The following is a 20,066-nucleotide window of genomic DNA, read 5'->3' on the forward strand; positions in this document are numbered from 1 at the left end:
AAGGGTCACGGGCGCAGCACCCATCCTCCGTCGACATGGATGGTCTGCCCCGTGATCCACTGGCCCGCCTGCGAACAGAGCAGCAGCGCGGTGCCGACCAGTTCGTCTGGCTCTCCGCGCGGACGCAGCGCGCAGGTCATCTTGAGGAACTGGATGAAAGGGGAATCGTCCGGCACCAGCATCTTTCCGGCATCGGACATGACATTGCCCGGCGCGATGGCGTTGCAGGTCACGTTATCCTTGCCGAACTGCTTGGCAAGCGTGGTGGTGAGCCCCACCAGCGCCAGCTTCGAGATACCGTAAAGCCCGGTTGCCGGGAATGCCCCGCCCGACGTCTGGTTGACGATACGCCCACCCCCGCGCGCGCGCATGGAAGGCAGGACAGCCCTTGCACAGAGCAGTGCGCCGTTGAGGTTCACGGCAAAGGCCCGGTTCCAGGCATCGAGGCTGATCGTCTCGCAATTGTCGTAGCTGACATCGACCATGAGCGCGGCGTTGTTGATGAGGATATCGATCCCGCCAAAGGCATCGGTCGCTGCAGCAGCCATGGCCAGGGTCGATTCCTCGCTTGCGACATCCACCTGCACGGCCAGCGCCCTGCCGCCCGCCGCGGCGATCTCGTCCGCAACAGCCTGAGCCCCTTCTTGATTGAGATCGGCAACCACCACGGCCGCGCCTGCATCGGCAAGTCCAAGTGCATAGGCCCTGCCGATCGAATTGCCGCGCCCGCCCGCTCCGGTGACGACAGCGACTTTTCCGTCAAGACGGAACTGGTCGAGAGTGAAGCTCATGGATGGGTCTCCGTAAGGTCAGCGCCGATCGCGGCGGAAAGGAAAGGTTCGGCGGCAATGCGAAGCGCCTCGGCGCCCGCCGCTTCGGGAAGCGTGGCCTTGAGCAATTTCACGTCCTTCACCAGCAAGGGCGCGCCGTGGGAGAAGGCCTGCGGTGACGGCAGTCTGGCATAGACCTCGAAACCGAAACTGCGGCCGCTGCTGGCCTTGACCAGTTCGCGTAATGCCGCACCTTCGAGCCCCAGTTCCGCACCTGCCTGCATCGCGGCATGGGCAAGCCCCATGTTCGCGGCCATCAGTGCGTTGTTGACGATCTTGGCCCGCTGGCCTGCGCCTGCTGCGCCGAGGAGGACGATCATCCCGCCGAACGTCTCGAAAACGGGCCGCGCCGCCGCGAAGTCGTCAGCCTGACCGCCGCACATCACCGTCAGCGTGCCGGCTGATGCCCCCGCGCCGCCGCCACTGACAGGAGCGTCCAGGAAGGCGATACCCTTCGCCGCGCACCGCGCCGCAAGCCGCTGGCAGTTCTCAGGCAGGATCGTGGAATGGACCACGATGCGGCTACCCGGCCGCATCGCCGCCAGCAGTTCTTCGACGATGGCGGCCACACCGTCATCGTCGACCACGCAGATGCCGACGTGATCGCAAGCCGCGCCAAGCTCCGCGATGGTCGCCGCCGCCCGCGCTCCTGCGTCCACGAATGGCTGAAGCGCCTCGGGACGCCGCGCCCAGACGGTGAGCGGATAGCCCGCCGCCGCGATGCGCTCGGCCATGGGGCCGCCCTGGCTGCCGAGCCCGATGAAGCCGATGGTTTCCTTCGCGCTCATCCCGCGGTGATCCCGGCGTCGATCGAGATGCAATTGCCATGATAGCCGCGCCCGGCAGGCGAGGCGAGCAACGCCACCATGTCGGCCACATCGTCCACCTCCACCGTCCCGCGCATTCCGGAGAAGCGCTTGAGCAGTTCGATGTCGCAGCCTTCGGGCGGCTTGTAGTTGACGGCGATGTTCGTGATCATCCCGCCCGGCGCCACCGCGTTGATGCGGATGGGCTTGCGCATATACTCCATCGCCATGGCCTTGGTCATGTTCACGAGACCTGCCTTGGTGGCGCAATAGGCCGCGGCATAAGCCTCACCGATGAATGATGCGCAGGACGCCACGTTGACGATCGCGCCGTTCGCTTCCAGCAGATGCGGGATTGCCGCCTGCGAAAGCATGAAGGGTGCCGTCAGGTTGACCGCCATAGTGCGGTGCCAGAGTTCCTCGGCCATCTCGTGCGAATGGGCGAGATAGATGAGCCCCGCCACGTTGCAGAGGGCATCGAGCCGACCGAAGCGTGCCGTTGCCGCCGCAACGGATCCCTTGCAGGCGGCGGGGTCCGAAAGGTCGGCGGCATGGACCAGCACTTGCGCGCCGATATCGGCCAGGGCGCCTTCGGTCTCTGCCAGCCCTTCCGCATTCACGTCCACGATGCAGAGCGCGGCTCCGGCCTGCGCCAGCTTCAGCGCCACCGCACGGCCGAGACCCGATGCGGCGCCGGTAACGAGGGCCACTTTGCCCGTCATGTCGATTGCAATGGTCATGTCGGTTTCCTTCGCCTCACCCGTTCCAGGGCAGGCCCTTCTCGAACTTGGCGGCCATCTCGAAGACCACGCCCTGAACCACCGAGGCTTTCGGCCATCCCGCGTGGACCGCATATTGCAGCACGAATTCATGGAGTTCGGCCGGCGTGCAGTTCCCACTCGCCATGGCGGCATGGAAATGGCTGCCGATCGGCACGACCGCGGCGGAATCCGCAACGCCGACGAGCGTGAGGAAACGGCGCGAACGCTGGTCCAGCCCTGGGCGGCACCACATCTCGCCGAACACGAAGTTGAGGATGCCGTGTTGCAGGTACGGCATTCCGTTGCCCACGCGCGGGCCGTCGAACGTCATGACTTCGCGGAAGGCGGCAAAGCCCTGTTCCATGCGTGTCTGCGGATCCCACGGTTCGCCGCGGATCGGTGCCCAGGGCGCCGGGTCGAGGCCCAATTCCGCCTCCACGCGCGTGATCGCGGCATCGAGATCGCCGCCCTTGTCCCACCCGGCATAGACCGCCACGTGCAGCGCCGCTTCCCGCAATTCGGCCAAGGTCAGGTCGCCAGTCGTCAGAGCGCCCCTTACATAGCCGTCAAGCGCATCGCGCGGGCCATTGCTTCCGGCCGACGAAGCCATCGAGATCAGGAAACGCGCACGCCGATCCAGCCCCGGACGCGACCAGATTTCCGCATATATGAAGTCGCGCCAGCTTTCCTGCAGCAGGCTTGCAGGCTGGGCTGCCGCCCTGCCGGTCACTTCCGACTGGACCGCGATGCCGCGCGAGGTCCGCTCACCCGGATCGAGCAGGCTCACGAGTTCACCTCCGGGGCTGCCATGCTCATCCAGACGTTTTTCGGCTGGAGAAATTCGTGAAGGCCCTCCACCCCGCCGAGCCGCCCATGACCGCTCTTCTTGAAGCCACCGAAGGGACAATTCGGCTGCATCGCCTCCCCGGAGCCGTTGACGTGGATCATGCCGGACTGAAGTTCCCGCGTGACGTGGTGTGCGCGGCGCAGGTTCTGCGTATGGACATAGGCGCCAAGGCCATATTCGGTGCCGTTGGCCAGGGCGATGGCTTCTTCCTCGGTATCGAACGGCGTGGCCACCAGCACCGGGCCGAACACCTCGTTCTGCGCGATTTCACAATCGTTGGCGACGTCGGCGATGACCGTTACCGGCAGGAAGAACCCGTCCGCGAATTCGCCGCCAAGGCGCTCGCCCCCGGCCACCACGCGGCCGCCATCGGCAACGCCGCGATCGATCATGCCCTTGATCCGTTCCAGGGCGCCCCCGCTGATGACCGGGCCGAGCACAGTGGCCGCATCGAAAGGATCGCCGCTTTTCACATGACCGGCCATGGCAGCCAAGATCTGCAGATACTGGTCGTAGACCCCGCGCTGGACGAGCAGGCGCGTTCCGTTCACGCAGCCCTGACCATTGGAGGAAACGGCGCCGGTCAGGCCCTTCTTGGCGGCCAGCATCAGGTCGGCATCGTCGAAAACGATCACCGCCGACTTGCCGCCAAGCTCCAGCCCCACGGGCTTGAGCGATTGCGCTGCCGTGGTCAGCACCTTTTTGGCGGTGGCGCCGGAACCGATGAATTCGATCTTGTCGATACCCGGATGCGCGACCATCGCTTCCCCGACATCCGCCGCACCGGTCACGAGGTTGACGACGCCTTCGGGAAGACCGGCCTCGTGGAGGATCTCGACCAGCTTCATCACGCTGTAGGGAGCAAGGTCGGGCGCCTTCAGAACGATGCAGTTGCCCGCCGCCAATGCGGGCGCCATCACCATCGTTGCGGCGAACAGCGGGCCGTTCCAGGGGACGATGATGCCGACCACGCCATAAGGTTCGTAAGCGACGTGATCGTGCGCGGGCGCGCCCCACATCGGGATCGTTCGCCCGTGGATCTTGTCGCACCAGCCCCCGAAGTAACGGAACTTCTGTGCAGCGTCGTAGCCCATGTAAGGCGCCGTCATCGCGACCGAACCGTTTTCGGATATCAGGCTCGGCGCAAAATCGGCGGAGCAGGCCTCGAACAGTGCGGCGATGCGGAACATGAGATCGCGGCGCTTGTCCACCGGCATCGCCCGCCATGCGGGAAAGGCCTTGCGAGCGGCCGCGACCGCGCGGTCCACGTCATCGGCGTTGGCCATGCGGATTTCCCGCGTGACCTTGCCGGTGGCCGGATAGACATGCGCCAGCATTTCGCCGCCGCCTTGCTCTTCATGCCGCCCACCGATGATCAGCGGATGACGCGGCAGTGCGTCAATGGATGGATTCCTGAAAGCCATGGCATTCGCTCCCTGGCCGGCAGGTGCTCCGGCCCTGTGTTATACCGCATTCGGTCTTGTTGCCGAATATAACGGGCATGTTTTGATTCTATCAAGCCGATCCGCCGCAAGATCGCCCTTGCGAAATCATAATAATATGCTCATTTTTACAGGATGACATCGACAGAGGCTGAACGGGCAACCGGCCGCAAGAGCGGCGAAAAGCGCCAGGTGGTGCGAAATACGGCAGAATGCCTGCGCAACCGGATATTTTCCCTTCCGCCCGGAGAGCAGATCGGCTCGCTCCCGGAGCTTGCCCGGGAGTTCGGCGTGGGCATCGTCACCGTTCAGCAGGCGGCGCGAATTCTCGAGCACGAGGGCCTGCTCGAAGTGAAACGCGGACCCGGCGGGGGCTACTACGGCAGGAGGCCGGGCCGGGCCGACCTTGAAAGAGTGCTCAGCGCCTATGTGAGAAGCGAAAAATCCTCCTGGCGGGAAGTGCTCGACATAACCTCGCTCCTGTTCAACCGCCTCTGCGCGGCATCGGCGCGCTGCAGCGATCAGCCGCTTCGAGACGAACTGCGCAAAGTCAGGCAACATATCGCGCAATGCGCCGATGAAGCCCAGCTCGGGCCGCTTGAATCCGGGTTGCAGGAAACCCTGTTCCGCATGGTCGATCAGCCCTTGTTCGAACTGCTTACCCGCGTGGCGCTTGAAACCTCCCGCAACACCCACCCCGATGGACCGATGCAGGGGATGTTCGGGCTGGACCAGTGGAAGGCGGGACGGTTGAAGATCATCGATGCCATCCTGGAGCAGGACCCGGCGCTTGCGCGGTTCGAGGCGGATCGACAGAACCGGCAGACCCTTGTCGCGCTCTACGGGCTCGACGACATCTGATCTGGTGAGACCATCCGCCCACTTTGCCGCGCGGCCTCCGGCGGCTAGGGCATGGCGATGCAATACCGACTACTTCTCGACGGCCGCCTGAAACAGGGCGCTGCCGCAATGGACGTGCTCAATCCCGCAACCGGCGAGGTGATCGCGGCAAGCGGATGCGCCGATGCGGCGCAGGCGGAGGAAGCCGTCGCCGCCGCGCTGCGCGCCTTTCCCGGCTGGCGCGCACGTTCGCAGGACGAGCGCGCCGCCTGCCTCGAAGCGATGGCACAGGCCCTTGCAGCCCGGAGCGAGGAATTCGCGCGCCTGCTGACGCAGGAACAGGGCAAGACGCTGGCCGAGGCACGCGGCGAGGTCGAAGGGTCCATCGCCGCGCTGCACTACCATGCCGGGCTGCGACTGGAGCCCGTGGTCCTCAAAGAGAACCCTTCCGAGAGAGTGGTGGAGCAGCGCTATCCGCTCGGCGTCGTCGTTGCGATCGTGCCGTGGAACTATCCGCTGCTGCTGCTCATGCTCAAGCTCGCTCCGGCGCTGCTCGCGGGCAATTGCGTTATCGCCAAACCCGCACCCACAACGCCGATTACGACGCTGCGCTTCGGCGAACTCGTCGCCGACCTGCTTCCGCCGGGCACGTTCCAGACGCTGGGCGACCGCGGCGACCTTGGACCGGTGCTGACGGCACATCCCGATGTGGCTCATGTAAGCTTCACCGGTTCCACCGCAACCGGGCGCAAGGTACTTGCCAGCGCCGCGGGCACGCTCAAACGCTTCACGCTCGAACTGGGCGGCAACGACGCGGCGATCGTGCTGGACGATGCGGATATAGCCTCGGTTGCGCCACAGCTTTTTGCCGGTGCCACGGCCAATGCCGGTCAGATCTGTCTCGGCATCAAACGCATCTACGTCCACCGCGACAAGGCCGATGCGCTTTGCGAGGCGCTGGTCGAACTGGCGCGTGCCGCCGTCATCGGCAATGGTCTGTCGGAAGACACCACACTGGGCCCGGTTCAGAACGCGGCCCAACATGCCCGCCTGGGCAGCCTGCTGGAGGAAAGCCGAAGGCTCGGCCAGGTCCTCTGCGGCGGTGTGCTTCCGGACGGCCCGGGCTGGTTCGTTCCTCCCACCGTGGTGCGAGGGCTGCCGGACAATGCAAGGCTCGTGCGCGAGGAACAATTCGGTCCGCTGATCCCGGTCATGGCCTATGACAGCCTCGACGAGGCCATCGGGCGCGCCAACGCCAGCGAATACGGGCTCGGCGCCTCAGTCTGGAGCGGCGACGTGACGCGCGGGATGGCCGTGGCAGAGCGGATCGACAGCGGCCTCGTCTGGGTGAACCGGGTGTTCGACCTGCCCTTCGAAGTCCCCCTTGGCGGCGCGCGGCAATCGGGCATGGGGCGCCATCAGGGACTTGCGGGTGTGGAGGAATTCACGCAGGCCCGCATCGTCAACGCTGCACTCCAGGTCATCGCTGAGAGGTCGTAATGTCGGATATCCTCCTTTTCTCCTACGGAACTCTCCGCCAGCACGAGGTCCAACTGGCGCTGTTCGGCAGGCTGGTGGAAGGCGAACCGGATGCGATACCGGGCTGGCGCCAGCGGATGATCGAGATCACCGACCCCGAAGTCATCGCCAAGAGCGGCACCCGCTGGCATCCCATGGTCGAACGGAGCACCGATCCCCAGGATGCCGTCGAAGGCACCCTGTTCCGCCTGTCCGAGGCCGATATCGCCGCCGCCGATGCCTATGAGGTCGATTACATCCGCAAGGAAGTGCGCCTGAAGTCAGGTACGCTCGCCTATATCTACGGGGACCCGGCGGAATGATCGTCCGCCCCAAGCCGGGACTTCGCGAGGTTGCCTTCGCGGTGCACGGCTCCATCCTGCCCCGCATTCTCGGCCGTTTGTTCTCGATCGCGGCGATCGGCGTGGTCGCAGTGCTGGCCGCAAGGTCGCATCCCGGCCTGTTCGCCCAGATCAGCGCGATCCCCTTCACCCTGATCGGGATCGCGCTTTCCATCTTCATGAGCTTTCGCAACAACGCCTGCTATGATCGCTGGTGGGAAGGAAGAAAGCTCTGGGGCTCGCTGGTCATCGCCTGCCGGTCCTTCGCCCGCCGCATCGCCACGCTGGACGAGGCGGACCGGCAGTTCCTGCTGAAGGGCTGCATCGGCTTCGCCGCCGGTCTCGCCGCCCGCCTGCGCGGCGGCGAGGAAGTGGCTGCGATAGCCGGCCCTTGCGGCCGGGGCACATGGAACGATGCCGTCAACCCCACGGACGCATTGCTGGTCCAGATGGGCCGCCGCTGCCTCGACCTCATGCAGCAGGAGCGGATCGGAGCGATCCACCATTCGCTGATCGAGGAACAGCTTCATCTCATGGCGCAGGTCCAGGCAGGCTGCGAGCGTATCGCGCAGACGCCGGTGCCCTTCAGCTATTCGCTGCTGCTGCACCGCACCGCCTATATCTTCTGCCTGGCCCTGCCTTTCGCTCTGGCCGGATCGCTGGGCTGGTGGACGCTGCTGCCGGTGCTGCTGGTCAGCTACACATTCTTCGGGCTCGACGCATTGGGGGATGAACTGGAAGATCCCTTCGGCCTCGAACCCAACGATCTCCCGCTCGACGCGATGGCCCGCACGATCGAGCGCGAGATGTTAAGTGCGCTGGGCGAAACCGACCTGCCCGCACCGATCGCGGCGCGGGAGCACCGCCTCAGTTGATCCGTCAGCAGGTGAAGAAGCGGTTGAGCCCCAGCGCCTTGAGACCGCGCCGATACGTCATCGAACTCATGTCGGCGGGAATATGCGCCTCCTCCGCCGGATCGAGGGGCAGCCATTCGGGCATCTGCGCCTCGACGATGGCCTTGTCCTCCTCGAAGATGCGCAAGTTGAAATCATAGACGTCCTGCACCGGCAGGTCGGTGTCGAAATTCCGGCCGATCGGCGCGAAGAGGCGCGTCACCCTGGCGGAAACCGGCGAAGCCGCATTCATGATGACAAGCCGGTCCTTGCCGGGGAAATGGATTTCCAGCGTTGCCGTGAACGGCAGATGGCAGCGGAAGTGGCGCAGCCAGTTGAAGCCCGGCACGCCGCGCTGCGACACGCCTATCGGATAGTTCCCCACGCTGCTCCAGTATTCCGCCTCGAACCCGTAATCCGTGCGCCGGGGCGTATAAGTGGGCACTTCGGCATTGTCGGGATCGGCAAAGGTCGCATGGTGGACGAAAGCGAAGTGAGCGACATCGAGGAAGCCTTCGAGCTGACGGCCAGCAAAGCCGTTGATGTCGATCCATGGACAGACGATCTGCTGGAATTCCGGCTCGTCCCAATGGGGCATGTCGGCAATGGCGCCGGGCGGAGGCGCGGTGTCTTCGGTATCGAGGCAGGTCCAGACGAGGCCATAGCGCTCGATGCTCGGATAGGCCTTGAGGCTCAGCCGGGCCGGGATATCCCGCGAGGGATGTGCCGGCACATGGACGCATTTGCCGCCCTTCCCGAATGTCAGCCCGTGATAGGCGCAGACGACGCCGCCCTCCCCCGCGGTGCCCATGCTCAGCGGCACGCCGCGATGAGGGCAGACATCAGGCGCGACGACGACCTCGCCATCGACACGATAGAGCACGAGAGGCTGGTCCAGCAGTTTGGCCCCGAGCGGCTTCTCGTCCACTTCACGGGACAGCGCGACCGGATGCCAGTGGCGGGCGAGGATGGCCCAGTCCTCCGGCTCGAAAGTGCAACCGCGCGGTGGCACCGCCCCGGTTGTCGGTCGTTCGAGAGTGGCGGTGCTGGCGGCGGTGGTCATGGGCAGGTATCCGGTTGCGAAAAGGCGGCTCCACCCATCCCGCGATCAGACCTCTCTATCAAACGCAATGATTCACACGTTGCGTTGCAAAAATAAGGTACCCCGTGATGCGAGCCGCTCTTGACGGCTAACCTGCAAGCCCGCCAAACGAGCGCCCCCGATCCCTTCCTGGAGCCCGTGCATGTCCGCCACCCCTGCGAGCCGCGAAGCGGTGGGACCGCGCTACGACCTTGATACCATTCGCCTTGCACAGGCCCGGTCCTGGCTTGCGCTGGAGAGGATTGCCGCCATCGTCCGGCCCGGAATGCGTGAAAGCGAGGTCCACGAGGCAGGCCGTGCCGTGCTGGCGGAACTGGGCATGGAAATGTCCTGGCACCCCCTGCTGATCCGCTTCGGCGCCAATACACTCAAGATCTTCAGCGACCGTTCGCAGGGCGACGCCGTGCTGGCCGGAGACGATATTTTCTTCATCGACATGGGCCCCGTGTTCGACAGCCACGAAGGCGATGTGGGCGCGACTTTCACGGTGGGCGACGATCCGGAGATGAAAGCCTGCGCCGCCGCCTCGAAACAGTTGTTCGAGCGCGTCCGCACCATCTGGAACGCGGGCGCGGTGACCGGCAGCGCACTTTACGACCGCGCCGCGCAGGAAGCGCTGGCGATGGGATGGGAACTCAATCTCGACATTCGCGGACACCGCGTGAGCGACTATCCGCATTCGGTGCACAAGGGCGGGAACCTCGGAGATTTCGAAGCAGTGCCCGGCAAGGGACTGTGGATCCTGGAAATTCAGATCCGCCATCCAACCCGGCCGTTCGGCGCTTTCTACGAAGACCTGCTGGTCTGACACGCCTTCGAAACGGCAAAGGCCCCGGAAGCAGGACGCTTCCAGGGCCTTCTTTCGTAAAGCGGTGCGATCAGGCGGTCGTTTCGGGAACGCCCGCACGCTCGAAGGCGATGCCGGGATAGTCCTGCGACGCGGCCTCTTCGCAGGCTTCGCGATAGGCCTTGAAACCACCGGTATACATGGTGAGCCCGCGCGATTTTCCCGCGATATTGGTGCCGGTGTACCAGGTCTTCGCCTTGGACACGAGCGTGCCTTCGGCAAGTCCCGCCACGAGGTCCATCCAGCCCTGCTCCGCCTCTCCCGTGGGTTCCATCGCGGTCAGGCCATGGGAGCGCATGTGGCTGATGGCGTCGGCGATCCAGTTCACGTTCTGCTCGTTGATCGTGAAGATGTTGGCAAGCGCCGAAGGTCCGTTGGGGCCGCAGATCATGAAGAGGTTCGGGAAGTCCTTCATCATCAGGCCTAGGTGCGAATGCGCGCCCCCCGACCAGCGTTGATTGACCGTTTCTCCGCCGCGTCCCACCACGTCGAAAGCCATGAGCGCGCCGGTCAGCCCGTCGTAGCCGGTGGCGAGTATCAGCATATCCAGCTCGATCTCGCGGTCGCCCACCTTGATGCCGTTATCGGTGAGGGTGTGGATCGGCTCCCTGAAACAGTCCACCAGCCTGACGTGCGGCAAATTGAAGGCTTCGTAGTAGTGGGTGTCGAGGCAGGCCCGGCGTGCGAAGATCGGATAGCCGCGCGGCTTGAGCATTTCGGCGGTTTCGGGATCATTCACGACCTCGCCGATCTTGCCGCGGACGAATTCGGCCACTTCCTCGTTCGCTTCCTCGTTCTGGAGAAGGTCCGAAAACGTGCCGAGGAAGGTGTGTCCGCCGTTCTTCCAGGCATCCTCCATCAAGGAAATGCGCTGCTCGGGCGGCACGCTGAAATAGGGCCGCGTGGACGAGGGACGCACCCCGCCAAGCGGACTGTTGCGCGCCGACGCGCGCATGGCGGGCAGGTGGCGCTTGATCTGTGCCTGGTACTCCGGCGTGTAGGCGTGATTACGCATCGGCATCGTGAAGCTCGGCGTGCGCTGGAACACCGTGAGTTCCTTCGCCTCCTGCGCCACCACCGGCACGATCTGGATACCGGTGGAGCCGACGCCGACCACGCCCACCCGCTTGCCCTCGTAGCTCACCGGCTCCTTCGGCCAGCGTCCCGAGTAATACAGTTCGCCCTTGAAGCTGCCGTTCGCCACGAATTCGGGCACCTTGGGCACCGAAAGCGGTCCCGTGGCCATGACCGCGTAACTTGCCTCGAAGACCTTGCCGGTATCGGTATGGAACTGCCAGACCTGACGGGCCTCGTCGTAGGCCGCCCGCTCTACCCGCGTCCCGAACAGGTAATCCTTGCGCAGTTCGTGACGGTCGGCCACGAAATTGATGTATTCCAGGATTTCGGGCTGCGCTGCGAACTGTTCCGACCACGACCACTCCGCGTCCACTTCCGGCGAGAAAGTGTAGCAGTAATCCACGGTCATCAGGTCGCACCGGGCGCCCGGATAGCGGTTCCAGTACCAGACCCCGCCGACATTGTCGCCCGCCTCGATGCCGAGCACCGAGAGGCCCATTTCGCGCAGCTTGTAGACCATGTAGAGGCCGCCGATGCCGGCGCCGACGACAACCGCGTCATAGGCGGCATCCACCCGACCAGCGCTGTTTGCTTCAACCATTTTGCCCATCATCTCCCGGAGCATTGACCCGCCGATTATGCGGGAGGGATGGTCGGTAATCCGACCGTTTGGAGCGATGCGGAGCCAAGATCACATCCGTGAACGCGGCCCCGCGAGATGCACGTCTCCCGCGCGTCAGGCGGCGCTTGCGAAGCGCGAAAGGTGATGCTCGGCAGAGCCGTAGGCGCAATCGAGCATCATCAGCCGCTTGAGGTGGTGGCTGATGACGAGTTCGTCCGAGAACCCGACGCCGCCGTGAAGCTGGACCGCCTGCCGCCCGACGTAGAGCCCGCATTGCCCCACGCGCACCTTGGCGGCGCTGACCGCGCGGCGGCGCTCGGCCACCGGCCGGTCGAGGCTGAGCGTTGCCCGGTAGGACATCGAACGCGCCTCTTCGAGGGCGATGGCCATGTCGACCGCCCGGTGCTGAAGCGCCTGGAACGTGCCGATGGCGACGCCGAACTGCTTGCGGGTGCGCAGGTATTCCAGCGTGGCCAGATGCGCCGCCTCCATCGAGCCGACCGCTTCCGCCAGGTTTGCACAGATCGCCCTGTCCACCGCCGCCTCGATGACCGACAAGGCCGATCCGGCGCGGCCAACGGGGATCGCACCGGTCACATTCTCGAAGCGCAGGCGCGCGTGGCGATGCTGGTCGATGGCCCGGAACCGCTCCACGGCAAGGCCGGGCGCGGCGGCGGGAACAAGAAACAGGCCGATGCCTTCCGCATCCCGCACATCTCCCCCCGTTCGCGCGGAAACGACGAACCAGTCGGCGCCTGCCCCATCCTCGACGTGAAGCTTCTCGCCGCTGAGCGTCCAGCCTTGTGGACCTTGCGTGGCGGAAAGACCGACATGGGACAGATCGTACCCACCGCCCGCTTCGAGCAGCCCGGCCGCGGCGCGGGCACTGCCCTGCGCGATCGCCGCCAGTACGTCGGCAGCCGCCGGGTTGCCGCCGATCAGGGCGGGAACCAGCACACTGCTGGCGGCATAGGGGACCGGCACGAGATGGCGGCCAAGGCCCTCCATCAGCGCCATGACGTCAACCGCCGATCCGCCAAGGCCGCCATCGGCCTCCGCGATGGGCAGCATCAGCCAGCCCAGCTCGGCCATCCGCGCCCATGTTCTGGCGGAGATTTCCTCGAAAGCGTCGATATGGCGAAGCCGCTCAGCCGCCGGCCAGAGGTCGCCGCCGAGACGGTCGGCGCTGTCCTGCAGCATGCGCTGCTCGTCGGAATATTCGAAGTTCATGGCAGCCTCACAGACCCAGCGCGCGGCGGGCGATGATGTTGTGCTGGATCTCGCTCGATCCGCCGTAGATCGAGGTGACGCGGGAATAGAGCGCGCCCTGCATCGCATAAGGCATGTCGGGGACCGCATCCCCGTCCAGCGCCCGGAAATGCGCGGCCTCGGGCCCAAGCGCTTCCATCCACAGCGCCATGCCGCGCTGGTAGAGATCGGACCAGCGCAGCTTCACCATCGAGCCGCGCGGGCCGGAATCCTGCCCCGCCGCCAGATCGGCGAGCAGCCGAAGCACCATGGTCTCGAGCGCCATCGCCTCTATCTCGATCTGGGCGAGCTGCGCGGCGAAGGCCGGGGTCTCGACCAGCGGAATGCCGCCCACGCGCCGGGCCGAGGCAGCCTCCCGCACACCGTCCAGCACTTGCGGCAAATGGAGCGCGGTGGCCGAGCAGACCATCCGCTCCCGGTCGAGCAGGACCTTGCCGTATTCCCAGCCCCGGCCTTCCTCACCCACGAGATTGCCGACCGGCACCCGCACTTCGTCAAGGAAGACCTCGTTGGTGGTATATTTCTCGTCCATGGTCTCGATCTTGCGGATCGAGATGCCGGGGGTCTTCATATCCACCAGCAACAGCGAAATGCCCTGCTGGCGCCGGGCTTCCTGCGATGTGCGCGCCAGCACGAACATGTGGCTGGCGACCTGGGCAAAGCTGGTCCACATCTTCTGCCCGTTGAGGATGTAGTGATCCCCGTCGCGCACCGCCGTCGTGCGCAGGGAGGCGAGGTCGGAACCGGCGCCGGGCTCGGAATAGCCCTGGCACCACCAGTCATCGGCGTGGATGATACCCGGCAGGTAGCGGTCCTTCAGCGCCTGCGAGCCATATGTGAAGATGATCGGGCCGATCAGTTCGAGGCCCTGATGGAACTGGATCGGCGCGCCGGCACGGGCGGATTCGCTTTCGAAGATGTAGATCTGCGCAGGGCTCCACCCGGTGCCGCCGTATTCCACGGGCCAGGTCGGCGCGCCCCATCCCCTTGCGGCGAGCGCCTTCTGGTAAGCGATCAGTTCTGCGGGTTCGAGGCGCAGCCCCGATCTTACGCGGGTGAGCCAGGTATCCGGCACATGTTCGGCGAAGAAGGCGCGTACCTCATCGCGAAAGGCCAGTTCGTCTATTGTGAAATCGAGGTCCATGCCCGTTTGACTGCACGGGGACGGGTGCCCGCTTCCAGTGTCAGCCGGGCTCTGCGGGCACTAATTCCAAGTGTGATTGTCTGGAACGAAGCGCGCCTCGCCGATCCCTCGTGCACCGAGCCCGGAAATCGCCAGCATCCGCCCCGCATCCGGGTGATCGGATTTCAGTTTATGCCCGGAATCGGAAATCGTCGTGACATAGAGCGTGGCCATATCCGGGCCGCCGAAGGCCGGGCACGAGGGATAGGGCACCGGCAGGTTGACAAGGCGCAGCAGTTCTCCCTCAGCAGACAGGCAGGCGATCTGCGCGGAGATCACCAGCGCAACCCAGATGCGCCCCTCACTGTCCACCGTGGCGCCGTCCGGCGCGGTGCCGGCAGCTGCAAAATCGAACAGCGCCTTCATCGGCCCGAGCGCGCCGGTTTCCGGATCGTAAGGATAGCGGCGCAGCACGCCCTCCAGCGAATCCGAGACATAGAGCCAGCGCCCGCACGGCGAAAAGCACAGCGAATTGGTCAGCCGGAAGCCATCCAGCAGCTTCTCGGCATCGCCGCCCCGGCCAAGCCGCCATAGCGTGCCCAGCGCGCTTTCCTGCCCGCCATGCTGCATGGTGCCTGACAGGAAGCGCCCCTGCCGGTCCATCTTGCCGTCATTGAAGCGGATCGCCCCCTTGCCGATCGCGGGGCGGACGAGATCGCGCACCCGGCCGTCGAGGTCGATCAGCGAGAAGCCGTCGGCAAAGGCGGCTACGAGGCCATCTTCGGCCAACCCGATGGAGCCGACCTGCCGGTCGAAAGTCCAGTCGCGCACGAGCGTTCCCGATGTATCGACGGCCATGACCCGGCCCTTGCGGATATCGATCCACCAGAGCCATTGGCGTTGCCCGTCCCACACCGGGCTCTCCCCGAGATCGCTGGCGATCGGGGTGAAGAAGGCAATGTCCATCGGCTCTACTCCTGCGAAGCGCGCATCACGGCCGGAATGCCTTCGGAACAGGCATGGAGACCAAGGTGCGCGACAAGCTGGAAAACCTGAGCGATTTCGTCAACGCCCGCCCCCAGTTCCAGCGCCCGGCGCGTCTCGGTCCGCACCGCCTCCTGGCTGAGGTGCGTGGGAGAGGCGGCCAGCGCCATACGGATCAGGGCCCGCTCCCTGGCAGTCAGGCGCGAGGTGCCGTCAGCCGTTTCAAGCAGATCGACCAGCACCCGCGCCCATTCCGGGGAGACGGCCGCCATCGCCGCCAGCCAGCCAGGCCGGTCGCCGTGCAGCGCCTCGTAGCGATCCAGCACCGCGCTGTCCGCCTGCTCTACTGGTAGCGCGCGGCCCATTGCCGCCAGTTCCTCTTCCAGAACAGACATGCCCAGCACCACGCTGTCGAGCCCCTGCATCGTCGCCAGTTGCAGGACCTCGACGAGCTCACCCGGCGTGCAGCCCACCTGCAAGGCCAGACGGACATGAATCTCCAGCCCCGCCAGAAAAAGATGCGTGGTGGAGCCATCGACAGCGACGTAGATCAATTCGCGCATCCGCGCCGAAAGCGGCCCGACGCGCGCCGGGGTCGAGGAATAGGCGAGGTAGGCCTCAAGCCATTCGGGGCTGTGTTCCAGAAGGCCGTCGTTGAATTCGACCCAGTAGCCCCGCGCCTCGATATAGGCGCGCCTGAAGGCCTGCTTTTCTGTTTCGGACCGCAAGGCTCTCTCCCTTTTGCGCAGCCCGCAGAACGTCTGGGGGCAGGCACGGCGATGTCGAACCCGCCGTGCCTGCCCCCACAACTATCACGTCCGTGATCGCCCGCTACTCGGCCGCTTCGGCATAGTGCTGCTCTTCGCGAAAGGCCTTGAACTCGGCGATGCACTCCCGCATCGCCTCGATGATGTCGTACTGAGACTTGGCAATACGTTCGGCGAGCCCGCCCACGCCGATCGCCAGCGGAATGCCGTGGATCTTCTCGCCCAGCGAGATCGAGATCTGCGACACTTCCTTCAGCGGCTTGTGAGCAAGGTAGGCATGGCCGATCTGCCGCGTCCAGCGGATTTCCCGCATCAGTTCGGCGTGATCGAAGCGGCGCCCCTCAGCTAGCTGATAGTAATTGGTGTAACGGCAGATCTTGTCGATCTCGCGGTCCTTCATCTCGCTCATCAGGGCCAGACCGCTGGAGGAATCGACCAGCAACCGCATCGTTCCCACCGGCGGCACCATCTTGAACTCGTGATCGGGCGCCTTAAGCAGGATGTACTGCACGAACAGATCGTTCTGGGTGGAAAGCCCCACGGTCTCGTCAGTGCGGCGCTGGAGTTCGTCCACCAGCCAGCGATAGCTTTCGTCCGAATAGACGAACCCCGGCAGCCAGTTGCCCAGCGCGCCGACACGCATGGTGGGCAGATAGGTGCGGGTCACGCGATTGTAGTTGAGGTAACCCATGACGACCATGGATTTCAGGAGGTTGGTGGCGCTGGACTGCGGATAGCCCAGGATCGTGTAGACCTCGTGCAGACGCATGGGCCTGCGTTCCTCGGCAAAGAGTTCGAGGACCTCAAGGGTCCGTGACGCCGATTTGACCGTTCGCCGGATCATTCTCGCCTCTCCATTTTTATCCGGAGCTTTCGCGCTCCTTTTTTCTCGTGCCGATTGGTAACGCCGTTCCGCCGGGCAAGGGAATGGCCCGCAATCGATATCACATATGTGATTCCACGGGATCGCGGCGAATGCAACTTCGCGGGTCAGGCGCGTTTCGGGCCGCGACTATCCAGCCTGTGATATTCCATCCGCAGCCTGCTCCCTGCGTTGCCGCTCCCGCCCGCCGGCCACATCAAGGCCCTCAATCGCCGGGAGAAACCCGCGCGGAACGTAGAGGAGCCTGCCGCACCATGATGGGGCTGATGCAATGCCTGCCGCTGACCATCGGCAGCGTGATCGACCACGCAGAACGCAACCACAACGACACCGAAGTGGTATCGAGAGGCACAGAAGGCACGCTCGAACGCTCGACCTGGGGCCGCGTTGCCCAGCGGTCGCGCCGCGTCGCCGCCGCCCTGGAATCGCTCGGCGCGAAGCCCGGTGATCGCATCGCCAGCCTCGCCTGGAACCGGCTTCCCCATCTCGAACTCTATTACGGCGTTCCCGGCGGCGGCTATGTCCTCCACACGCTCAACCCCCGCCTGTTCGAGGAGCAGATCCGTTTCGTGCTGGCCGATGGCGGCGCGCGCATCCTGTTCGTCGATCCCGATCTTCTTCCCTTGGCGGAGGGCGTTCTTGCCATTCACGATGCGCCGGTGACCGTGGTGGTCCTGTGCGAGCGGAAGGACCTGCCGGAATCGCCGCTGGCCGATATCGTCGCCTACGAGGACCTCCTTGCCGCTGCCGAACCGCTGGCAGCCTGGCCGGACATCGACGAGCGTTCCGCCGCCGGGCTCTGCTACACTTCGGGCACGACCGGCAATCCCAAGGGCGTGCTCTACAGCCACCGTTCCACCGTGCTTCACGCCATGTCGCTCTGCTCGGCGGATTCGATGGCGCTGTCGGCGCGGGACCATGCGCTGCTGCTGCCGCCGATGTTCCACGTCAATTCATGGGGCGTGCCCTATGCCTCCGCCATGTGCGGGGCCAAGCTGGTGCTGCCCGGCAGCGCGCTGGACGGGGCTTCGCTCCACGCGCTGATCCGGGATGAGGAAATCACGTTTTCTCTCGGTGTTCCAACGGTATGGTTCACTATCCTCGACAGGATCGAGGCAACGACCACGGCCGAGGAACGCGCCGCGCTCAAGCTGGACCGCGTGTTCATGGGCGGCGCCGCCACCCCGCGCGCGCTCGTCCAGCGGTTCCGGGACCTTCTGGGCGTGGAGACGATGCAGGCCTGGGGCATGACCGAAACGAGCCCGGTCGTCGCGGTGTGCCGCACGGCAGCCCGCCACCGCGACCTTTCGCCAGAGGCGCATCTGGACTTGCGCGCCAAGGCCGGGCGTTGCCTGTTCGGCAGCGAGATCGGCATCGGCGCGGAGGATGGCAGCGTCACCGGGCCCGGCGGCGAAAACGTCGGCCCGCTGCTGGTACGCGGGCATTGGGTGGCCAGCGGCTACTTCGGCAAGGAGCCCGGCTCCGCGCTTGATGCCGGGGGCTGGTTCGACAGCGGCGACATCGCCCGGATCGACGGTGACGGCTTCATCCAGATCACCGACCGCGCGAAGGATGTCATCAAGTCCGGTGGGGAGTGGATCTCCTCGATCGAGCTCGAGAACGTCGCCGTCGCCCATCCCGCCGTGCGCGAAGCCGCGGTCATCGGCGTCCCGCATCCGCGCTGGCAGGAACGGCCGCTGCTGTTGCTCTGCCTCCATGAAGGGGCGAGCGTTAGCTGCGCGGAAATGCTGACGCACCTGGCCGATCACGTCGCGCGCTGGTGGCTGCCGGACGACGTCGTCTGCGTGGACGAACTGCCGCACACCGGCTCGGGCAAAGTCATGAAGGCCGAACTTCGCCATCAATTCCGCAGCCATCTGGAACAGGCAGGCTGACATGAAGAAGATCTACGCGGTATCCGCCGCCCGCACCGCCATCGGCGCCTTCGGCGGCACGCTCAAGGACAGGACGCCCGGCGACCTTGCCGCCCACGTCGGCCGCGCGGCGATCGATCGCGCCGGGATCGCGCCCGAAGCGGTGGGCAACGTGGTGTTCGGCCACGTCATCACCACGCATCCGCGCGACCATTTCGTTGCCCGCATTGCCGGGATCGGCGCCGGCGTGCCGGAGGAAGTGCCCGCGCTGACCGTCAACCGGCTTTGCGGCTCGGGGCTTCAGGCCCTGATAAGCGCCGCGCAGTCCATCATGCTCGGAGACTGCGAACTGGCCCTTGCCGGCGGAACCGAGGTCATGAGCCGCTCGGCGCATTACCTTCCGGACTTGCGCTGGGGCCGCAAGATGGGCGACGCCCGCGTGATCGACGGCCTCAACGGCGCGCTGACCGACCCGTTCCACGACATTCTCATGGGCGTTACCGCGGAAAACGTCGCACGCCGCTACCGCGTGACGCGTGAGATGCAGGATGCACTGGCACTTCTCAGCCAGCAGCGGGCGGCGCGGGCGATCGCCGAAGGGCGGTTCCGCGAACAGATCGTCCCCGTCGATATCGCCGCCCGCAAGGGCAACGTGCGCTTCGATACCGACGAATACGTTCGCCGCGATGCGCAGCCGGAGGATTTCTCGAAGCTCCGTCCCGTCTTCGCGGAAACGGAAGGCACCGTCACCGCCGGGAATGCCTCGGGCATCAACGACGGCGCCGCCGCACTGGTGCTGGCAAGCGAACAAGCGCTCAGCGATCATGGGCTCACCCCGCTGGCCCGTCTCGTTTCCTACGGCCATGCCGGGGTTTCGCCGGAATACATGGGCATCGGCCCGGTTCCGGCGACCCGCAATGCCCTTGCCCGCGCGGGCCTGACCGTCGCCGATCTCGACGTGATCGAAGCCAACGAGGCATTCGCCGCGCAGGCCTGCGCGGTGACGCAGAAACTGGGGCTCGATCCCGAACGGGTGAACCCCAACGGCAGCGGCATCGCGCTGGGCCATCCGGTGGGCGCCACCGGCGCCATCATAACCGCCAAGCTGCTCTACGAACTGCGCCGCAGCGGCGGCCGCTACGGTCTTACCACCATGTGCATCGGCGGAGGACAGGGCATTGCGGCGATCTGGGAGCGTATCTGAGATATCCTTCCCAAACCGATGAAATAACACGGCATT

19 protein-coding genes are annotated in these 20,066 nt (G+C 65.4%); 7 read left to right on the forward strand and 12 right to left on the reverse strand.

Annotation, left to right across the window (positions count from 1 at the left end; genetic code table 11):
- Positions 1 to 5: 5 nt before the first annotated feature.
- The 5 genes from ACXJ16_RS20095 to ACXJ16_RS20115 are packed head-to-tail and all read right to left on the reverse strand — an operon-like array spanning position 6 to position 4,668.
- Positions 6 to 791: an SDR family oxidoreductase gene (locus tag ACXJ16_RS20095; RefSeq protein ID WP_463923145.1), complete on the reverse strand. Its 786-nt coding sequence runs from the start codon at positions 789 to 791 to the stop codon at positions 6 to 8.
- Complete coding sequence (locus tag ACXJ16_RS20100; protein ID WP_463923146.1) at positions 788 to 1,618, reverse strand: NAD(P)-dependent oxidoreductase; 831 nt, start codon at positions 1,616 to 1,618, stop codon at positions 788 to 790. Before ACXJ16_RS20100 ends, ACXJ16_RS20095 begins: the two co-directional genes overlap by 4 nt.
- The gene (locus ACXJ16_RS20105) at positions 1,615 to 2,376 is read right to left on the reverse strand and encodes an SDR family NAD(P)-dependent oxidoreductase (protein ID WP_454798196.1); all 762 of its coding nucleotides are present in this window, start codon (positions 2,374 to 2,376) and stop codon (positions 1,615 to 1,617) included. Before ACXJ16_RS20105 ends, ACXJ16_RS20100 begins: the two co-directional genes overlap by 4 nt.
- 16 nt (positions 2,377 to 2,392) lie before the next feature.
- Positions 2,393 to 3,184, reverse strand: coding sequence for a carboxymuconolactone decarboxylase family protein (locus ACXJ16_RS20110; protein WP_054441966.1), 792 nt, complete (start codon positions 3,182 to 3,184; stop codon positions 2,393 to 2,395).
- Positions 3,181 to 4,668 carry an aldehyde dehydrogenase family protein gene (locus ACXJ16_RS20115; RefSeq protein WP_463923147.1) on the reverse strand — a complete coding sequence of 496 codons (1,488 nt, stop codon included), beginning with the start codon at positions 4,666 to 4,668 and terminating at the stop codon, positions 3,181 to 3,183. The genes ACXJ16_RS20110 and ACXJ16_RS20115 overlap by 4 nt, the downstream gene beginning before the upstream one ends.
- Before the next feature lie 153 nt (positions 4,669 to 4,821).
- Here ACXJ16_RS20115 and ACXJ16_RS20120 point away from each other — a divergent pair, with 153 nt between their 5' ends.
- From ACXJ16_RS20120 to ACXJ16_RS20135, 4 genes are read left to right on the forward strand one after another with little or no spacing between them, the layout of a single operon-like run.
- Positions 4,822 to 5,547 carry a GntR family transcriptional regulator gene (locus ACXJ16_RS20120; protein ID WP_454798198.1) on the forward strand — a complete coding sequence of 242 codons (726 nt, stop codon included), beginning with the start codon at positions 4,822 to 4,824 and terminating at the stop codon, positions 5,545 to 5,547.
- Between the two features lie 51 nt (positions 5,548 to 5,598).
- Positions 5,599 to 7,026 (forward strand): aldehyde dehydrogenase family protein, encoded by a 1,428-nt coding sequence (locus ACXJ16_RS20125; protein ID WP_463923148.1) that lies wholly within the window; start codon positions 5,599 to 5,601, stop codon positions 7,024 to 7,026.
- Positions 7,026 to 7,367, forward strand: a complete 342-nt coding sequence (locus ACXJ16_RS20130) for a gamma-glutamylcyclotransferase family protein (protein ID WP_185999732.1) — start codon at positions 7,026 to 7,028, stop codon at positions 7,365 to 7,367. The genes ACXJ16_RS20125 and ACXJ16_RS20130 overlap by 1 nt, the downstream gene beginning before the upstream one ends.
- A complete protein-coding gene (locus tag ACXJ16_RS20135) occupies positions 7,364 to 8,260 on the forward strand; it encodes a bestrophin family protein (protein ID WP_185999733.1) in 897 nt (298 codons plus the stop codon). The genes ACXJ16_RS20130 and ACXJ16_RS20135 overlap by 4 nt, the downstream gene beginning before the upstream one ends.
- A gap of 4 nt (positions 8,261 to 8,264) precedes the next feature.
- Here the strand turns inward: ACXJ16_RS20135 and ACXJ16_RS20140 are convergent, their stop codons facing one another.
- A complete protein-coding gene (locus ACXJ16_RS20140) occupies positions 8,265 to 9,341 on the reverse strand; it encodes a Rieske 2Fe-2S domain-containing protein (protein ID WP_463923149.1) in 1,077 nt (358 codons plus the stop codon).
- A 181-nt stretch (positions 9,342 to 9,522) separates the two neighbouring features.
- On the opposite strand from ACXJ16_RS20140, the gene ACXJ16_RS20145 reads away from it, so the two are divergent.
- Positions 9,523 to 10,188, forward strand: coding sequence for a M24 family metallopeptidase (locus tag ACXJ16_RS20145; protein WP_463923150.1), 666 nt, complete (start codon positions 9,523 to 9,525; stop codon positions 10,186 to 10,188).
- Between the two features lie 70 nt (positions 10,189 to 10,258).
- Here the strand turns inward: ACXJ16_RS20145 and ACXJ16_RS20150 are convergent, their stop codons facing one another.
- The 6 genes from ACXJ16_RS20150 to ACXJ16_RS20175 form a co-directional block, all read right to left on the reverse strand.
- Entirely contained in the window at positions 10,259 to 11,905 is a 1,647-nt protein-coding gene (locus ACXJ16_RS20150; protein WP_324699639.1) for a flavin-containing monooxygenase, read from the reverse strand.
- A gap of 135 nt (positions 11,906 to 12,040) precedes the next feature.
- Positions 12,041 to 13,156 carry an acyl-CoA dehydrogenase family protein gene (locus ACXJ16_RS20155; RefSeq protein WP_463923151.1) on the reverse strand — a complete coding sequence of 372 codons (1,116 nt, stop codon included), beginning with the start codon at positions 13,154 to 13,156 and terminating at the stop codon, positions 12,041 to 12,043.
- A 7-nt stretch (positions 13,157 to 13,163) separates the two neighbouring features.
- Positions 13,164 to 14,339, reverse strand: a complete 1,176-nt coding sequence (locus ACXJ16_RS20160) for an acyl-CoA dehydrogenase family protein (RefSeq protein ID WP_463923152.1) — start codon at positions 14,337 to 14,339, stop codon at positions 13,164 to 13,166.
- Between the two features lie 60 nt (positions 14,340 to 14,399).
- Positions 14,400 to 15,284 (reverse strand): SMP-30/gluconolactonase/LRE family protein, encoded by an 885-nt coding sequence (locus ACXJ16_RS20165; protein ID WP_463923153.1) that lies wholly within the window; start codon positions 15,282 to 15,284, stop codon positions 14,400 to 14,402.
- Between the two features lie 5 nt (positions 15,285 to 15,289).
- A complete protein-coding gene (locus tag ACXJ16_RS20170) occupies positions 15,290 to 16,030 on the reverse strand; it encodes a carboxymuconolactone decarboxylase family protein (protein ID WP_463923154.1) in 741 nt (246 codons plus the stop codon).
- A gap of 103 nt (positions 16,031 to 16,133) precedes the next feature.
- Positions 16,134 to 16,913: an IclR family transcriptional regulator gene (locus ACXJ16_RS20175; protein ID WP_054434371.1), complete on the reverse strand. Its 780-nt coding sequence runs from the start codon at positions 16,911 to 16,913 to the stop codon at positions 16,134 to 16,136.
- A gap of 293 nt (positions 16,914 to 17,206) precedes the next feature.
- On the opposite strand from ACXJ16_RS20175, the gene ACXJ16_RS20180 reads away from it, so the two are divergent.
- On the forward strand, positions 17,207 to 18,847 hold the full coding sequence (locus ACXJ16_RS20180; protein WP_463923155.1) for a long-chain fatty acid--CoA ligase: 1,641 nt from the start codon (positions 17,207 to 17,209) through the stop codon (positions 18,845 to 18,847).
- Between the two features lies 1 nt (position 18,848).
- Positions 18,849 to 20,030, forward strand: coding sequence for an acetyl-CoA C-acyltransferase family protein (locus ACXJ16_RS20185; protein ID WP_463923156.1), 1,182 nt, complete (start codon positions 18,849 to 18,851; stop codon positions 20,028 to 20,030).
- Positions 20,031 to 20,066 lie beyond the last annotated feature (36 nt).

It is taken from the genome of Novosphingobium sp. TK71, from assembly GCF_055361505.1.

What these genes read in the sequence shown, in the direction of transcription:
- ACXJ16_RS20120 (WP_454798198.1), top strand. Translation starts at nt 4,822, where the DNA reads ATGACATCGACAGAGGCTGAACGGGCAACCGGCCGCAAGAGCGGCGAA.
- ACXJ16_RS20175 (WP_054434371.1), bottom strand. Translation starts at nt 16,913, where the DNA reads ATGATCCGGCGAACGGTCAAATCGGCGTCACGGACCCTTGAGGTCCTC.
- ACXJ16_RS20105 (WP_454798196.1), bottom strand. Translation starts at nt 2,376, where the DNA reads ATGACCATTGCAATCGACATGACGGGCAAAGTGGCCCTCGTTACCGGC.
- ACXJ16_RS20180 (WP_463923155.1), top strand. Translation starts at nt 17,207, where the DNA reads ATGATGGGGCTGATGCAATGCCTGCCGCTGACCATCGGCAGCGTGATC.
- ACXJ16_RS20115 (WP_463923147.1), bottom strand. Translation starts at nt 4,668, where the DNA reads ATGGCTTTCAGGAATCCATCCATTGACGCACTGCCGCGTCATCCGCTG.
- ACXJ16_RS20160 (WP_463923152.1), bottom strand. Translation starts at nt 14,339, where the DNA reads ATGGACCTCGATTTCACAATAGACGAACTGGCCTTTCGCGATGAGGTA.
- ACXJ16_RS20145 (WP_463923150.1), top strand. Translation starts at nt 9,523, where the DNA reads ATGTCCGCCACCCCTGCGAGCCGCGAAGCGGTGGGACCGCGCTACGAC.
- ACXJ16_RS20155 (WP_463923151.1), bottom strand. Translation starts at nt 13,156, where the DNA reads ATGAACTTCGAATATTCCGACGAGCAGCGCATGCTGCAGGACAGCGCC.
- ACXJ16_RS20130 (WP_185999732.1), top strand. Translation starts at nt 7,026, where the DNA reads ATGTCGGATATCCTCCTTTTCTCCTACGGAACTCTCCGCCAGCACGAG.
- ACXJ16_RS20185 (WP_463923156.1), top strand. Translation starts at nt 18,849, where the DNA reads ATGAAGAAGATCTACGCGGTATCCGCCGCCCGCACCGCCATCGGCGCC.
- ACXJ16_RS20150 (WP_324699639.1), bottom strand. Translation starts at nt 11,905, where the DNA reads ATGGTTGAAGCAAACAGCGCTGGTCGGGTGGATGCCGCCTATGACGCG.
- ACXJ16_RS20100 (WP_463923146.1), bottom strand. Translation starts at nt 1,618, where the DNA reads ATGAGCGCGAAGGAAACCATCGGCTTCATCGGGCTCGGCAGCCAGGGC.
- ACXJ16_RS20140 (WP_463923149.1), bottom strand. Translation starts at nt 9,341, where the DNA reads ATGACCACCGCCGCCAGCACCGCCACTCTCGAACGACCGACAACCGGG.
- ACXJ16_RS20135 (WP_185999733.1), top strand. Translation starts at nt 7,364, where the DNA reads ATGATCGTCCGCCCCAAGCCGGGACTTCGCGAGGTTGCCTTCGCGGTG.
- ACXJ16_RS20165 (WP_463923153.1), bottom strand. Translation starts at nt 15,284, where the DNA reads ATGGACATTGCCTTCTTCACCCCGATCGCCAGCGATCTCGGGGAGAGC.
- ACXJ16_RS20125 (WP_463923148.1), top strand. Translation starts at nt 5,599, where the DNA reads ATGGCGATGCAATACCGACTACTTCTCGACGGCCGCCTGAAACAGGGC.
- ACXJ16_RS20095 (WP_463923145.1), bottom strand. Translation starts at nt 791, where the DNA reads ATGAGCTTCACTCTCGACCAGTTCCGTCTTGACGGAAAAGTCGCTGTC.